The sequence below is a fragment of the Massilia genomosp. 1 genome (assembly GCF_011682185.1).
Lineage (GTDB): Bacteria > Pseudomonadota > Gammaproteobacteria > Burkholderiales > Burkholderiaceae_D > Telluria_A > Telluria_A rubra.
Genome location: NZ_WHJF01000065.1, coordinates 1 through 16,081, shown reverse-complemented (window position 1 = coordinate 16,081; position 16,081 = coordinate 1). Strand labels below are relative to the sequence as shown.

At 65.0% G+C, this 16,081-nt stretch carries 14 protein-coding genes; 6 read left to right on the top strand and 8 right to left on the bottom strand.

The genetic code is table 11. The annotated features are described in order from the left end of the window. Positions 1–44: 44 nt before the first annotated feature. From F1735_RS21745 to F1735_RS21730, 4 genes are all read left to right on the top strand, one after another. Complete coding sequence (locus F1735_RS21745) at positions 45–2,090, top strand: c-type cytochrome (RefSeq protein WP_167238894.1); 2,046 nt, start codon at positions 45–47, stop codon at positions 2,088–2,090. A gap of 103 nt (positions 2,091–2,193) precedes the next feature. Further along, the gene (locus tag F1735_RS21740) at positions 2,194–2,769 is read left to right on the top strand and encodes a TerD family protein (RefSeq protein ID WP_167238893.1); all 576 of its coding nucleotides are present in this window, start codon (positions 2,194–2,196) and stop codon (positions 2,767–2,769) included. Between the two features lie 111 nt (positions 2,770–2,880). Then, positions 2,881–3,348, top strand: a complete 468-nt coding sequence (locus F1735_RS21735; protein ID WP_167238892.1) for a hypothetical protein — start codon at positions 2,881–2,883, stop codon at positions 3,346–3,348. Between the two features lie 94 nt (positions 3,349–3,442). Beyond that, the gene (locus tag F1735_RS21730; RefSeq protein ID WP_167238891.1) at positions 3,443–4,501 is read left to right on the top strand and encodes an alpha/beta hydrolase; all 1,059 of its coding nucleotides are present in this window, start codon (positions 3,443–3,445) and stop codon (positions 4,499–4,501) included. Positions 4,502–4,638: 137 nt separating this feature from the next. On the opposite strand, the gene F1735_RS21725 is transcribed toward F1735_RS21730, so the two are convergent. From F1735_RS21725 to F1735_RS21695, 7 genes are all read right to left on the bottom strand, one after another. Next, positions 4,639–5,400, bottom strand: coding sequence for a DeoR/GlpR family DNA-binding transcription regulator (locus tag F1735_RS21725; RefSeq protein WP_187364319.1), 762 nt, complete (start codon positions 5,398–5,400; stop codon positions 4,639–4,641). Between the two features lie 72 nt (positions 5,401–5,472). Continuing rightward, positions 5,473–6,435 (bottom strand): SDR family NAD(P)-dependent oxidoreductase, encoded by a 963-nt coding sequence (locus tag F1735_RS21720; RefSeq protein ID WP_222853051.1) that lies wholly within the window; start codon positions 6,433–6,435, stop codon positions 5,473–5,475. Positions 6,436–6,589: 154 nt separating this feature from the next. After that, positions 6,590–7,978, bottom strand: a complete 1,389-nt coding sequence (locus tag F1735_RS21715) for an adenylosuccinate synthetase (RefSeq protein WP_167238890.1) — start codon at positions 7,976–7,978, stop codon at positions 6,590–6,592. A gap of 8 nt (positions 7,979–7,986) precedes the next feature. Then, positions 7,987–8,964 carry a VWA domain-containing protein gene (locus F1735_RS21710; RefSeq protein ID WP_167238889.1) on the bottom strand — a complete coding sequence of 326 codons (978 nt, stop codon included), beginning with the start codon at positions 8,962–8,964 and terminating at the stop codon, positions 7,987–7,989. An 18-nt stretch (positions 8,965–8,982) separates the two neighbouring features. Then, positions 8,983–9,945, bottom strand: a complete 963-nt coding sequence (locus F1735_RS21705) for an inactive serine/threonine-protein kinase VRK3 (RefSeq protein ID WP_167238888.1) — start codon at positions 9,943–9,945, stop codon at positions 8,983–8,985. A gap of 7 nt (positions 9,946–9,952) precedes the next feature. Beyond that, positions 9,953–10,930 (bottom strand): SPFH domain-containing protein, encoded by a 978-nt coding sequence (locus tag F1735_RS21700; protein ID WP_167238887.1) that lies wholly within the window; start codon positions 10,928–10,930, stop codon positions 9,953–9,955. 25 nt (positions 10,931–10,955) lie between these two features. Beyond that, positions 10,956–11,657: an NUDIX hydrolase gene (locus tag F1735_RS21695; RefSeq protein WP_167238886.1), complete on the bottom strand. Its 702-nt coding sequence runs from the start codon at positions 11,655–11,657 to the stop codon at positions 10,956–10,958. Between the two features lie 226 nt (positions 11,658–11,883). Between F1735_RS21695 and F1735_RS21690 the strand changes: the two genes are divergently transcribed. Then, entirely contained in the window at positions 11,884–12,378 is a 495-nt protein-coding gene (locus F1735_RS21690) for a GAF domain-containing protein (RefSeq protein WP_167238885.1), read from the top strand. Positions 12,379–12,601: 223 nt separating this feature from the next. Here F1735_RS21690 and F1735_RS21685 read toward each other — a convergent pair whose 3' ends face one another. Next, positions 12,602–15,463, bottom strand: a complete 2,862-nt coding sequence (locus F1735_RS21685) for a class I tRNA ligase family protein (RefSeq protein ID WP_167238884.1) — start codon at positions 15,461–15,463, stop codon at positions 12,602–12,604. 269 nt (positions 15,464–15,732) lie between these two features. On the opposite strand from F1735_RS21685, the gene F1735_RS21680 reads away from it, so the two are divergent. Beyond that, entirely contained in the window at positions 15,733–15,903 is a 171-nt protein-coding gene (locus tag F1735_RS21680; protein WP_167238883.1) for a hypothetical protein, read from the top strand. The last annotated feature ends 178 nt before the right edge of the window (positions 15,904–16,081 follow it).

Sequence of the window (16,081 nt, the reverse complement as noted above, 5' to 3'; positions counted from 1 at the left end):
GCTGTCGCTCAGTACATACACCACGCACAGGGGGGTACTCGATCATGGTTCGCCGCTTACGCAAACACTGGCTGCTTGGCATCGTACTCATGCTGATACTGGTGCTGGTCCTGCCGCCGCTCATCGTGGCCTTGTTCCACCACCAGCAAAAGTCCGATGCCGACCCCGGGCGCGGCGCGGCGCTCGTCACCGGCGACCTGTTCGGCGACAGCTTCACCAAGGTGGCCTATCTCGACCAGAACTGGAAGCCCGAGGACAGCCTGTGGTTCTACACCACCACGCAAGGCTCGAACCTGCTGCCGTACGACTTTTTCATGGCGCTCGAACAGCCGGGGACCACGGGCCTGTTCCGCTCCAGCGAGCACATGAATCGCTTCCGCTACCTCCCGCAACGCGCCACGCCATCCAATCCCGACGCCTTGCCGGTCGGCTTCGTCAAGGACGGCTATCTGAACAAGGACTACGTGGGCCTGACCTGCGCCGCCTGCCACACGGCGCAGATCAATTACCGCGGCCAGGCAATGCGCATCGACGGCGGACCCGGCGGCGCCGACATGGTCGGCTTCCTCCAGGCCCTGACCGCGTCGATGAAGGCGGTGCGCGACCAGCCGGCCGTGCAGCAGCGCTTCGTCAAGGAGGTGCTGGCGCGCGGCGCCTACGCCAGCGCCGCCGACGTCATCAACGACATCGGCGTGTATACCCTGCGCCTGCAAAGCTACAACCTCATCAACAATAGCCCGACCGCGTATGGCTACGCGCGCCTGGACGCGTTCGGCCGCATCTACAACCGGACCCTGGAACACCTGCTCAACCGCTACCAGCTCGAAGCCGTGCTGCGCAACAAATACAGCCCGGCCCGGATCGCCGAGGCGCTGGCCGGGGTAGGCGAGACCCTGACGTCGGTCCAGCGCGACCAGGTCATCGCGCGCCTGGCCACCACCCAAGACGACATCGACTGGCTGCGGGCCGAGTTCTTCATCGACGCCGACGCCCCCGTCAGCTACCCCTTCTTGTGGGACGTGCCCCAGCACGACGTGGTGCAGTGGAACGGCCTGGGCAACAACGCCGGCCTCGGTCCGCTGGGCCGCAACGCCGGCGAAGTGATCGGCGTCTTCGGCACCCTCGACTGGCATGAAAAGGACACGTTTTCCCTCGCCTCCCTGCTCTCTGGCAAAGGGCTGATGCAAAAGGCGATCCAGTTCGACTCCTCCGTCAACATCGAAAACCTGCGCCTGATCGAAAGCCATCTCGCGTCGCTGCAATCGCCGCAGTGGCCGCGCGAGGTGTTCGGCGCCGCCTCGATCGACCAGGCCCGGGTATTGCGCGGCGAGCGCCTGTTCAACCAGCACTGCGCCAGCTGCCACGCCAGCATCGATCGCCGCTCGCCGGCGCGCCGTATCGTCGCCCACATGTCCGGGCTCGACGAAGTGGGCACCGATGCCACCATGGCCGACAACAGCGTCCGCTACCTCGGCTACTCCGGCATCTTGCGCAACGAATACGTGGGCGCGAACGTGGGCAATATCCTGCTCGACAAAAAAGCCCCGATCGCTGCGCTGCTGACCAAGGCCACCATGAGCGTGCTCGAGACACGCGACCCCGACAAGTCTTTCGTGCAGCGCTGGGCCGAATGGCTGAACAATATGCTCAAGGCCTATTCCGGCAACGAGATCAAGCCGTCCAACAAGCAGGGCAACTACACCATCGACACCACCATCGACCCGTATGCGTCATTACGCGCCTACAAGGGGCGCGCGCTGAACGGCATCTGGGCCACGTCCCCGTACCTGCACAACGGCTCGGTGCCGACCTTGTACGACCTGCTGCTGCCGGCGCAATGCCCGGCCGGCGACAAGGCGGCCGAATGCCGGCCGGCCAGGTTTCGCACCGGCTCGCGCGAATTCGATCCGGTCAAGGTGGGATTGCGCAGCGACGGCTACGACGGCTTCCTGTTCGACACCGCGCTCCCCGGCAACAGCAACGCCGGCCACGAATACGGCACCGTGGTGCGCGGCAACGGAGCGCAAACGCTGCAGCCGCTCAATAAAGACGAGCGCCTCGACCTGCTCGATTACCTCAAGGCGCAGTAAGCCCGGCAGCGCCCCTTGCCTTTTTTGCCAGCGCCTCCTGTGTTATGCCATGCGAGCCCCTATAATGAAGGCTCGTGTAGTCATTAAAACAGGAGAGTTAAAGATGGCAATTAGTCTGACCAAGGGTGGCAACGTCAACCTGAGCAAGGAAGCGCCCGGCCTGACGAAAATGGTAATCGGTCTGGGCTGGGATGCCCGCTCGACCAGCGGTGTCGAGTTCGACCTCGACGGCACCGTCTTCATGTTGAAATCCGACGGCAAAGTCCGCTCCGATACCGACATGATCTTTTATAACAACCTCAAATCGGTCGATGGCAGCGTGGTGCACTCGGGCGACAACCGCACCGGCGACGGCGATGGCGACGACGAGAGCCTCACTGTCGACCTGAGCCGCGTACCGGCCGATGTCGAAAAGATTTCGGTGTGCGTCACCATCCACGATGCACCGGCGCGCAAGCAAAACTTCGGCATGGTGTCGAACGCGTTCATCCGCTGCGTCAATGCCGCGAACAATCATGAAATCGCGCGTTTCGACCTGTCCGAAGATGGCTCGACCGAAGCGGCCATGATTTTTGGCGAAATCTACCGTCATTCCGGCGACTGGAAATTCCGCGCGGTCGGCCAGGGCTTCAACGGCGGCCTCGGTCCCCTGGCGGCCTCGTTCGGCGTCAACGTGTAAAGACGTCGCTTGCGGTGCTGCGCCCCGCAAGCGACCGCACCCGCCAGCGCCGCGCCGGCGGATGGCGGGTTCGAAAGCGCTTCAAGAGATGATTGGCATGGTAAAAGCGCGATGAGATTGTCCACCTTAAGCCGGCTGCGGGTATTCTTGCTTGCTGCCGGCGTGTCTTTTTGTTTGCCGGGTCTTGCCCAATCGCTTCATCCGGACGATATCCAGGCCTCCGGCTTGACGGTGGATCAGGCCAGGCAGGTTCTCGTTGTGGTGTTGAACCACGAAAAATTCAAGATGGCGGACCCCGGCATGTGGATCGACGGCCCGTGGCGTGGGGACGAAGAAGGTACGCTGTACCGTCCGGGATATGCCGACTTCGGTTTGGTCTACAGTAACCGCAAAGCGGGCACATCGAATGTGCTGGGGCATTTCGCCGTTAACGTCTCCACCGGGGACGTGTGGAATACGGTACGCTGCAAACGCTACACTTTCGCAGGCTTGTCGAAAATCCAAACCATCATTTCCGCTCGGACTGGCAAGCAACGCGCCAGCGCGAAGGTGGCGTTCAACGAGCTTGGGTGTTTCTGAGCACCGACTGACGCCGTCACTTGATCAAACTAACAGGTCCTCCATGAAAGCTGTCGCGCTTATCGTCGTGTCATTGTTGTTGGTGTCCTGCGCCATGCCCGACGCCCACCGACCGCCGCCAATCCCCGAAGTCAAGGCGGCCTATACCGACAAGGAAGTCAAGTACCCGGTCCTGTACGGCACCTCGCGCATGCCCAACAGTGCCAAAACGGCCTACCTGGACGAGCGCGCCGCGCGGGTGCATTACGGCCGGGTGATCGTCACCATCCCGAAGGGGCGCTTGACTGGCTCCCTCGGTGAGCAAGGTGTGTTCTCCACGCGCGATACACGCCTGGCCATTGCCGACGGCAATATCGAATTTCACAGCCAGGACAGTTTCATGGCGCTCGCCAAAAGCCAGTTGGGCGCGGCCGGCAATCCCGAAAGCGCCTACCTGCTGGTTTTCATCCACGGCTATAACAATTCGTTCGAAGACGCCGCGCTCAGGGCCGCGCAACTCGGTTTCGACCTGCATGTCCCGCCGAATAACATGATGTTTTTCTCGTGGGCCGCCAACAAGAACTATCGTAAATACACGCACGATGAAGCCACTGCGGACGCGAGCGAGATTCACCTCGAAGCGTTTTTGAAAACGGTGCGCGCCAGCGCCGGCGGGAGAAAAATCCATATTATTGCGCACAGCATGGGCAATCGCCCGCTGCTGCGCGTCATCTCGCGCATGCAGGTCCTTCCCGGCGAAAAGAAACCGTTCGGCCAGATCATCCTCGCCGCACCGGACGTCGATCGCGACGTCTTTATGCACTACGGCCAGAACTACCTGAACGTCGCCGAGCGCACCACGGTGTATCTGTCACCGTTCGACTTTGCGCTGCAATTGTCCCAGGACGTGCATTTTTACCCGCGCGTCGGATGCGGCGACAAGCCGCAGGCGGAAATCAAGGATATCGAGAACGTGGTGTCCTTCATTCCCGAGGATTTTCCGTCGCATACCTATGTCGCATCAACCTTGCCGCTGCTGAACGACGTAAAGAACCTGTTCGTCAACGGAAAACCGGCGCGCCAGGGCGCTGCGTGGAAAGCCCATCCGGCCTACTGGACGGTTGGCCAGACGCGAGCGCTCGTGCGGAGCAGTTGCAGCGCGCTGCCGGGCTGAGGTCGACCTGATCGGCGACCGGACAGCCTACTCGAAAGAGAAGGCAATTTCGAATCCTTTCGGCGCCTCATTGTCGAGCAAAGGGAAGGCGAAAATGGGACGTACTTATGCGTGACAGGCTGCGCGAAGGCGTGCGCCTAGGCCAGCACGACCTCGACGCCTTTTTCGATCAGGGTATCGACCACGTGCTGGTCGGCGCCACGGTCGGTGATGAGCATGTCGATCTCGTCGACGCGCGCGATCACCGACAGCGTGCGGCGCATCAGTTTTGACGAATCGGCCACCGCCACCACGTGGCGCGACACCTTCATCATCTTCGCATTGAGCTGCGCTTCAAGCAGATATGGCGTCATCAGGCCGATCTCGGGATCGAGGCAGTCGACGCCGAGGAACAGGCGGTCCGCCTGCAAGTGCCCGAGCGCGGCTTCGGCCTGGGGGCCGGACAGCGAATACGAGCGCGAACGCAGCTGGCCGCCCAGCATGATCAGGTTTACGTGCTGCACATTGGCCAGAAGGACCGCGATATTGAGCGCATTGGTGATCACGTTGATGGCGCTGAGCTTCATGCCGCGAATGAGCTTGGCGATTTCGGCCGTGGTGCTGCCCGAATCGAGGATGATGGTGTCGCCATCGGCGATCAGGCGCGCGGCGGCGGCGGCGATGCGCTTCTTCTCGGCGTAGTGCTGGTTTTCCTTGACGCTGATCGGCAGCTCGTCGCCATCGCGCTGCAGCAGCGCGCCGCCGTGGGTGCGCACCAGGGCGCCGACGTCTTCCAGCGCCTTGAGGTCGCTGCGGATGGTGACGACCGAAATACCGAAGCGGGCCGACAATTCCTCGACCGTGACCTGCTCCTGCGCTTCGACCAGTTCCACGATCTGGCGGCGCCGTCCGGCGAGCAGGCGGCCCTTGTCGGCGCCTGGGTTTCGTTCCGGTTTTCGTTCCGGCGCTGCGCCGATGCCGGGCTGCTTGGGTCAGCAATGCTGCCAGAACTTCTCGTTCCATGGACGGAAGTCCATTTCACTGGTCCACGCGGTGCGCGGCTGGCGGTGCAGGCCGAATACCGCGTCGGCCAGGTGGCGTGGCTCGGCTTGGGTGTAGCCGGCCTCGAACACGTCCGAATCCTTGACGTCCGCATCGATCACCACGTGCGCCACGTGAATCCCCGACGGCCATACCTCGCGCGCCAGCACCTGCGCCAGCGCGCGCAGGCCAAATTTGCCGACTGCCAGGTTGAGGTGCTCTTCGCGCCCGATCAGCGACGAAGTCGACCCGGTGAGGATGATGCTGCCGCGCCCCAGCGGCACCATCATCCGGGCCGCCGCCCGCGCCACGATAAAGCCGCCCAGGCAGTTCTGGCGCCAGCTTTCTTCGAACGCCGGCACTTCGGTACCCATCACCGTGCCCGGGCAAAAACCCTGCACCGCGTAGACCACCAGGTGCGGCGCGCCCAGTTCCGCCGTCACCGTGGCCAGCAAAGCGGCCACCGAGCGTTCGTCGGTGGCGTCGCAGCCGTAGGCGTTGACCTGCCCGCCAGCGGCGCTCAGTTCATCGACCAGGTCGTCGAGCCGCTCGGCGTTGCGCGAGGCCAGCGCCACGCGCATGCCCGATGCGGCGAAGCGGCGCGCCAGTTCGAAACCATACCCGGGGCCGACGCCGACAATCAGCGCCGTTTCGGTCGACGCATCGCGTTCGCTCCCGTAGGCGGCATGGATTGACAGGGCGCCGTCGGGCGGCGCGACCGGGCTCGCGCAATCGGCCTTGATGCGCTGCGGCTGGCGGCGGCGGTTGTTCGAGACCGGCACGCGGCGGCCAAAACGGTAGAACAGCGAGACCGGGCCAACCGAGAATTGTCGCCAGCTCTTCAAGCTTCTCCACAGCCGCATCATTGGAGCGGCAAACATCGCCGGCTTCACTTCGGGTAGGTTGGTAGACAAGATGGCGCCTTTGCTTGAAGGTTAAGCCCAAACCGCGGGTTTGTATTTTCAACAATACAAGCAAAAGAACCTCATTTCAATAAATGAATATATTTTTATAACATCGTTCAACAATACAAGCAAAAGAACCTCATTTCAATAAATGAATATATTTTTATAACATCGGGTGCGGTTCTGACAACGGCTTCAAGATCCGCATCGTGGCGTGCGTCGGCCCGTGCGATCCGAACAGCACCGGCAAGCCGGTCAGCGCCTCGAGCTGCGCCACGAATGCTGACGCATCGGCCACCGGCTCGCCCGCATAGTACGCCCTGGCGCGCGCCAGCAGGTGGCCCAGCCGCTCCTGGTGCGCCAGATCGTGCGCCGCACCGGGCAGGATGGCGTCGATCCGGCCCGACACCGGGTCGCGGGTACACAAGTCACCGGCCGCATCGTCGTCCTGGTACCCGCCGCACCAGCGCAGATGCGGTTCGCGCCCGAACACATCGAGGTGGCTCACCAGCAGGCCGTCGAGCGGCCCCGCAACCCGCAGCGCGTAGCGCAGCAACAGCGCGTCGGGATGCCCGCGCCGGAAGCGGCCTTGCCAGCCGTCCGAGGCATTGTGCGGTTCGGGCAGGTGATCGAGGCGCGCATCGTGCGTCGGCAGCGGTCCGTTTCCATGGCGCGTCATGTACGAGCGCAGGATGCCCAGATGTTCGATCCGCCCGTGCTGGCCCGCGTCGAGCGCCACCGCTTCCACCGACGCCGGGCCGATGCTGCTCCACGTCGTATGCGGATGAAAACCACGCCATTCATCGAGCAGCACGCCCTGCGCGCCTTCGAACAGCACGCAGCCCGGCAAGTGCAGCCGCTGCGCGACCTGCGCGCGCGAGGCCGGCGGCGCCTGGCGCGTCAGCTGCGCCACCTGCTCCAGCCAGCGCGCGGCCATGCCTGCATCGTCCAGCACCGACAATTCGGCCGCATAGGCATCCTGATTGGCAGGTTCCGCGCAGCGCTCGCCAAAATCCGTGCGTAGCGTGCGCCGCATCCCTTCCAGTTTTGCCATTGCCAGCGCCGGCCGCACCAGATCCGCATAATGGATAATCTGGTCAGGGTGATCGATGCCGTGGCCGGCCGTCTCGCCCACGCCCACGCCGCAACTGCCGTGCGCCTGTGCGCCGCGCTGCAATTCACGCATGCGCCCCGCAGCCTGGTGATACGGCGTGGTGACCCGGCAGCGGCCATCGATCAGGATGCGGCGCAAGGCGCCATCCACGCCCGCCCGGCGCAGGTAGGCGTCTTCCACCAGCAGCGCGCCCGGATGCACGATCACCGGAAAGGCCAGCAGGGTGACCGTCCCCGGCACGAAGCTGCCCGCGCCGAACTGCGCGAAGGTGTGATGCCGCCCGTCGGGCAACACCACATTGTGGCCGGCCTGGGCGCCGCCATTGAAGCGCACCACCGTATGCGCGCCCCATTGACGGCACAGGTAATCGGTAAACAGGCCCTTGCCGCAATCGCCAAAGCCAAGCCCCAGCAGGGACACCAGACGGGTCGAAGACATGGGCATCCTTATGCGAACATGCGTTTCCACCACGCCGACGGCGTTGCCGGCGTGCCCGCCGCCGGCACATGCACGCCGCTGGCGGCGGCCGGATCGAGCAGGTCCGCATACGGACGCAGGGCGCGCACGATGGCCGACACGCGCTGCGGCTCGATGGCGTTGGCGGACAGGGTGGACACCAGCGTATCCATGTCGGCAATGGCGCGCTCGGTCAGGCCGACGATGGCGGCGGCCACCGCGCAGGCGTCGCCCGGTTCTTCCATGCAGATCACATGGTCTCCCAGCAGCTCGCGCCAGCGCTTTTCGCAGCGGGCGCGCCGGCCCAGGTCGGGAATGAGGAAAAACACGTGATACGTTTCGGCCGCCGCCGCAATCGCTTCGGCGATCGGCACGTCCTCGTCGAGCGTGTCGCCCACCAGGCTGCCGATCTGGTGGCGCGACACCGCCGGGTAAGGCAGCTCGTCGCCGGTGATGAACAGGTAGCCCTTTTTGCGCCGCTTGACCCAGCAATCGATGTCGGTGTGCTGCGCTACCATATAGAAGGCCAGCTCGTAGCTTTCTTCGCCGCTGCCACCACCGCCGCCTTCCAGGTAGCTCCACGTGAGCCACTGGTCCATCAGTTCCGCGGTCGATTCGAACTGGCCGATCTGCAGCGGCGCACGATCGGAGGTGGCGTCGCCAATGGCCATGAACAGCAGTTGCGGATCGGGCACGCCGACCGCGCCCAGCAGCGCCATGAAGGTCGGCAGCTCTTTGGTGGCCAGGCTTTGCGGAATGTCGCCCATGGAGCCGGTGACGTCGAGCGCGAATACGATCCCCAGCGAGTTGGGATGATCGGCGCTGTCGCGCGATTCGCGCATTTTCAGGCCGTTGGGGTTCATCAGCGCGTGGCATCCGCGCTGGGTGAACACTTCGGAGCGGGAGGCCGACGCGCGGTCGGCGACCAGGGCTGCGTGCGCAGCGTGGGAGTAATTACCTTGACCCATGATGATTCCTTTATTGGTTTAGCTGGATGGGGTGGGACTGAAATCGATGAATCTGGCCGGGCCGAACGCGTCTTTCGCCGCGTCGCCGACGGCCCGGCGCAGGCCTTCCGCGCCGAGTGAGGCGCACCATGCGGCGTCCTGGCTGGCGCGCTCCAGCACCCACACCAGCGCGGCCGGCGTGGCGCCCGAAAAAACCGGCTCGCCCGCAGGGTCGAACCAGTCGGACAACATCGCCCGCATGGCCCAGGCCAGTTGCACCAGGTCGCGCGCCTGGGCGGCGCGATCGTGCCTGCGGGTTGCGCCGGACCAGCCGATGATCAACACGCCATGATCGGCCGGATGCACCAGCAGGTGCTCGGGCGAGAGCCGGCCGTGGCTCCAGCCGCCGGTGTGAACGTAGGCCAGTACTTCGAGCACGCGGCGCCACATCCACACCGCATGGCGCGCGTCGATCGCGCGACCGTAGGCCAGTCGCACGTCGGCCAGGCTGCCCCAGAAGCCGGTGGGGTGGCGCAGCACCAGCACCTCGCGCGGCTGCCCGTGTACGCTGGCGCTGCTGCCCACGGCCACCGCTTGCGGCAGGCGCTGGGTAAAGTAAGCGGCTCCGGGCAGGTCGTCGGCCTGTAACTGGTCGAGGATGGCCTTTTCGCGCGCCAGATGGCCGGCGGGGGCGCCGGCGTGGGCGAGCTTGATGACAACGCGCCGTGGCATGGCGCCGCTGCGGTTGGCCAGCGCCACGGTTGCGCTGCCGCCGGCGCCCAGGTGGGCGATGGTGTTGTAGTGCTGCCCGCCGCAGGCAATATCGGCGGCCGCGTCGCCGGCGCGCGAGCGTACGTACGCTGCATGAAAATCGGCGGCATGCACCAGATCTTCGCTGTGCGTCACGTCCGCCCCGCAGTAAATGCAGGTGACGATGCGCCACAGCGCCTGCCGGGGCAATGGGCTGCCGCACTGGGGGCAAAGGAGGGTGAGCGGCGTCATGAGGGAATCAAGCCAGGATGCGTTTTTTCTCGGCGTCGAATTCGGCGTCGGTCAGGATGTTTTGTTCGCGCAGCGCCGCCAGGTCGCGCAGCAGGGCAATGCGCTCGCCGTGGGCGGCGGGTGCGATGGTCTCGCTCATCTGGCCGATGCTGGCGCCAAGCGCGCCGCCCATCGCCAGGCCCATGCCGGCGCCGAGCACCGTCCCGGCGCTGCCCTGATTGCCGGCGGCGGTTTGCAGCACGTCGAAACGGCGCTCCTGCTGGTAGTCGAAGCCGACGATATTCATTTCGGCGCGCCGCGCCAGCGCCGCCTTGAGCGTTTGCACGGCCGGATCGGCCTCGGGCACGTTGATCGATTCGATCTGAAATTGGGTCAGCGCCACGCCGTAGAGGGCCATGTCAGGCGCCAGCGCGCCCTTCAAGGTGTTCGAAAGCGCATCGAGCCGGGTCGAGATGTCCAGCACCGAGACGCCGCTCTCGCCAACGGCGCCGGCAATCGCGGTCTTGATGCGGGTGGTGTTCATGGCCCGGAAGTACTCGGCCAGGGTGGCCGCGTCCATGCTGCGCGCGGTGCCCACCAGCGCCATCAGGAACAGCTTGGGATCGTCGATGCGGATGCCGTACTGCCCGAAGGCGCGCACCGGCACCATGATCCCGAATTTGGGATCCTGCAGCTGGACCGGATCGGGCGTACCCCAGCGCACATCGAGCGTGCTGGCCAGGTTGACGAACCAGACTTCGGCTGAAAACGGCGACTGGCCGCCGAACGGCAAGCCCACCAGCTTGCGCAGCAAGGGCAGGTTGCTGGTCGAGAGGGTGTGGCGACCGGCCCCGAAAGGCCCTTCGTACACGCCGTCGCGCACCACGAAAGCCACTTGCGACTCGTTGACGATCAGCTGCGTCCCGGTCGACAACGCCTGCGAGGGGTACTTCCATGCCAACTGGCTCGCTCTGCCGTCCCACTTCACCCTGTCGATAATGGCCATGATCGTATTCTCCTTGGTTGATTGCTTACAGGCCGCGCTTGAGCAGGCCCAGGCGGTCGCGAAATTCCGGGCGCAGCCGGTACAACTGCGCCGGGCGGCTGGGGCTCGACGTGTCCATCTGGCCCTCGGCCGCTTCGAGCACATCGAGTTCGGCCATCTTGCGGCGAAAACTCACCTTGTTCAGCGCTTCGCCCATCAGCGCTTCGTACACGCGCTGCAGTTGCGGGAGCGTAAACAGCTCACCGACCAAAAAGCACGGCAGCGACGAATACTGGCTCTTGCTGCGCAGCCGCTCGACGGCCGCCGCCACGATCACGCCGTGGTCGAACGGCAGGGTGTGCAGGCGGTCGACGCCGACCAGCTTCACGCCGGGGTGGCCCGCCGCCGTGATGACGGCGTGCGGCACCAGCGCGTAATACGTCAGCGACACCGACCAGCCGCGCGGATCGCGCGCCGCGCCGGTAAACGCGGCCAGTTGTTCCAGATAGGGCACGTCGATGCCGGTTTTGGTCTTGAGCACGCGCAGGGCGGCGCCGTAGCCGTCGATATCCTTGTCGGCGTGGATATAGCCGCCGGGGAGGGCGGCCACGCCCTTGTACGGCTCGCGCTCGCGCTTGAGCAGGGCGACGCACAAGCCGTCGTCGGCCAGCGTGAGCAGGACGGTATCGACCGTGCAAATGACGTCGTTCGGGTAGTGCTGCGGTGGGGGTATGAGGTTCTCTGGCATGGCTTGATTATACTTAGTTTCAAAATGAATCCAAGTACTTTTTGATATGTACCTTGAGATCGCTTCATTTCACGGTGTTAAATGCATTTGTGACCGAAGATGGTGTACGTGGGGGAAACGTGCGCAGGCGACGGCCGGCGCAAGGGACCGATGCGCTTGGGGAAGCGCGTGCGCGCGGCTACGCGTACAATACGGCCCATCCTTCACTCCACATGCAAGCAGCCGTATGCACAACATCGACAACAACTCAGGCGACTATTCCCTGCTCGCGCGCCAGGTCAGCAGCATCCTCGAAGGCGAGCGCGATCTGACCGCGAACGCCGCGCAATTTTCCGCCCTGGTGTACTCCGCCATCGCGGACCTGAACTGGGCCGGCTTCTACCTGCTCCGTCCGGGCAAAAAGGGCGACGCCCAGGAACTGCTGGTCGGCCCGTTCCAGGGCAAGGTGGCGTGCGCGCGCATTGCGCTTGGGCGGGGCGTGTGCGGCACCTCCGCGCAGGAGCGCCGCACCATCGTGGTCGCCGACGTGCATGCGTTCGACGGTCATATCGCGTGCGACAGCGCCTCGAACGCCGAAATCGTCATCCCGCTGATCAAGGATGGCCAACTGTACGGCGTGTTCGACATCGACAGCCCGCTGTTGAACCGCTTTACCGAAGAAGACCGCGTCGGCCTCGAAGCGATGGTCAAGGCCTTCCTCGACGCGACCGACATGCACTGATTTCAGAAGCGTGGCAAGCTGGAATGAGCGGACAGCGTCAAGGCGGCAGTCAGGGCGAGCAGGCGAATGCCGGCCGTGCGTGGGTAGGTCATGGGTCTCTCCAGCGGTGATGGAGCGCCCACGATAACGCGCTGCTCGCCGCTTATCAGCGAAGACCTGTATTGACGGACTTCTTTAGCCGGCGGCGCGCAACTCGGGCCTCATTGGGCCTCATTGGGCCTCGCTAGCGCACCACCTCGACGGTACACTGATGGCACAGGCCTTGATCGTCCAGTGACGCCCTCACATAATCGCGGCAACGGCCGCACCGGTGCGGGCGCACGGCGGGCTTGCCGGCGCGGACCGGCGCCGCATCGCCGGCCGGTCCTGCTTCCCACGCGTCGAGCGCATTCGCATGGTCGTCCGGCAGCACGAAACAACCGGGGAAGAGGGCGCGCAACTGTTCCTCGCTGTGCGGGTCGGGACTGGCCCCGAACGCCAGGCACACCGGCGTGCCCTTCTCGACCAGCCCGCGCGCGCGTTCGACCAGCGCTTGCAGCGAGCGGCGCCAGGCCAGCATCGACTCGGCCTGGCGCAGCGCCGCGTCCATGGCGGGCGGCACATCGTGTGCGGCCAGCGCGTGCAGCAACAGTGACGCCTTGGGGTGGCCGGGCCAGGCCAGGTACGCCTCCTCGCAGGCGAACGGCATCACCGTCGCCAGCATCTGCGTACACAGCAAAAACGATTCGCGCAGCGCCCACTGCGCGCTCGCCAGGTCGGCGCTGCCGTCCTTCGCGCAGTACAGGGTGCGCTTGGACAGTTCGAACCACTCCGAACTGGCCCACTGGCGGAACTGCGCAAGGCAGCTCAGCGCCTGGTAGAAACGCCCGCCCTCCATGCACGCATGCCATTGGCTGCGCGCCTCCTGCAGTTTGTGCAATGCCAGCCGGTCGAGCTCACGCAGCGCCGGCGGGCGCGCGGCGTCGGCGCGGTTTTCCATGTTCGCCAGGTGAAAGCGCAGGAAGCTGCGCCAGTCCTTGGCGTCCTGGGTCGCCTGTTTGAGCGATGTGCCGGACCACTTCATTTCGTCGCCCACATCCTGGCTGCACACCCACAGGCGAAAGACATCGGCGCCCGACTGCGCGAACAGCGCGCCGCTGTCGGGCGCGGTGCCCTTTTCCTTGGAAAATTTCATCCCTTGTTCATCGACCACGAAGCGATGGGTCATCACCTTCTTGAACGGCGGCAGGGGACTTTTGAAGGCATGCAGCAGGAACGACGATAGAAACCAGCCGCGCGTCTGGTCCTGGCCTTCGACCACCATGTCGGCCTGGGCGCCGCCTTCCTCGGCCGCACTGTGCCACGCGGCCCCGGCGTCGAACCAGACATCGACGCTCTGCGCGCTTTTGGTGTAGCCGGGCGGTGCCGCAAACGCCTGCCAGGCCTCGACCCCGCCGGTGCGCACGCGCTCGACCAGTTCGCGCCACATGGCGGCCGTATCGGGATGCAGCTCGCCGCTCGCTGCATGCCGGAAGAACGGCAGCGGCACGCCCCACAGGCGGTCGCGCGACAAGGTCCAGAAGCGGCGCGTGGACATCATCAGGGCCAGCGGCGCACGGGCTTTCTCGTCCGGCAGGAACACGGTGGCGTCCAATGCGGCCAGCGCGCGTTGCGCCAGGCCCTCGGGGCAGCCATCGAAGCCCTTGTGCATGTCGAGCGCCCACTGCCCGCTGGCGCGGTAGAACACAGCCTTCTTGTGGCGCCAGCACATCGTCGTTTCGACGCTCTTGCGCTCCATGTGGACCAGCCGGCCGGCCTGGGCCAGCAGGTCGCACGAGACCTGCGACGCCACTTCCAGCGTGGCGCCTTGCAGCGCGGCCGGCATCGGCACGTCGCCGACGTCCATCAGGCGGCCATCCTTGCCCACGTGGCAGTCGAGGCGCACGCCGTTGGTTTCGTGCAGCGCAAAGTCGTCCGGCCCGAACGCCGGCGCCAGGTGGACAAAACCGGAGCCCTCGCTCTCGCTGGCAAAATCCGCCGCCAGCAAGGGGGCCGCGAGGCCAGTCAGCGGACTGACGGCGGCCAGCGACAAGCCGCGCAGCCCGGCAAAGTCCAGCGCCCCATCGAATTCATGGCCGGCATGGCTGAACATGGCCGGATAATCGCGCAGCAAGCGCTCGCGCGCCCGCACGGCCAGCACCACCCGCATGCCGCCGGCGAGCGTGGCGACGCTCAAGGCGCCCGCCTGCGGGTGGCCGAAGCCGGCATTGGCCCACAAGGTCCACGGGGTGGTGGTCCACGACAGCAGATGCAGCGGGCCGTCCGGCCAGGCCGCGCCCTGTTCGCGCGCGCGCCGCGTCATCGCCTCGCACGACGCCGGCGCGAAGGGTACGCTGAAGAAGGTCTCCAAGCGCTCCTTGCTGGTCTTTTCCAGTTCGCTGGCGGCCAGCGCGCTGCGGCAGGCGGGGCACCAGTGTACCGGCGAGTGGCGTTCGACCAGCAGGCCGGCCTGCCACATCTCGAGCAGCAGCGACAGCGATGCCGCTTCGCGCGCCGGGTCCATGGTCAGCCAGGGCTGGTCCATATCGGCCATCAGGCCCAGGCGCGACATGGCGCTGGCCTGCAGATCCTTCCAGTGCGTCGCTTCGTCGCGGCACTGGCGCATGAAGCGCAGAGGATCTTGCTTGGCTTGCGGGCCGTGGCGTTTTTCGACCGCCAGTTCGAGCGGCAGCCCGTGGCAATCCCAGCCTGCGCGCCAGGTCACCGTGTGCCCGCACACGCTGGCGTAGCGCACGTGGACGTCCTTGAGCGTTTTGTTGAGCAGGTGGCCGAAGTGGGCGTTACCGTTGGCGTAGGGCGGGCCGTCGAGCAGCCAGTAGCGCGGCTGGCCCTGGCGTTCGGCGTCCACCTGCTGGCGCTGGCCGGTGGCGCGCCAGTGGGCCAGCAGGCGCTCTTCCATCGCCGGATTGGGCGTGTTCCAGAAGGCGGGCTGCTTCAGGCGCAGTGCGTACTGGGGTGCTGCGGTAGGCACGGCGGTAGGCACGGCGGTAGGCGCCGCGGGCGCGACGGTGGCGTGGTCGTGCGATGGGGAAAACGAGGTAGTCATGGAATGCTCCGATAAAGTCGGGAGCAAAGCTCGGTGAGACTTGCGCGGAACGCTTCGCGAATTGCCGCCAAGTGCTCGCTTGAAATTTATTCGACGACCGGCACACGAAAGCGAGCGACGCGTGCAGCCGCTCGGATAATTCGTGCAACACCTGCGCCCGCACGCAGGCCGGCGTCGGCGTGGCGTGCCGGGCGGGTGCGAAGGAGAGGGGAGGTGTGCGGGTTCATGGCTTCAATATATTGCACTTGCACATTTTATGCAAGGCATACATGTACGACCTGCAAGTGTACAAGCTCATTAGCAAGATCAAGACGAGCACCGCCAGCGAACACAACGCGCTGCACGTCGAGGCGGTGTCCGGACTGCCGGGATCGGCAAATCCGGACTGCAATATGAGCATCAACTTGGCTTGGCTGGCTCCCGCCCGGCTTTTCGAGTAGCAATATTTTCAGCGCTGCGCCAAAATCAGCGCTAATCAAGGAAAAATTTCTGTAACTGTTTAGCCTGAGCGAGCACGTGCCAGAGTTGTTCGTTTCTTGAAATCGGTCCATGATGCTGATCATGACAAAACTGCGCCCCCTTCCAGATCTTTCCAAGCTTTCCGCCGCGGAAAAGGAT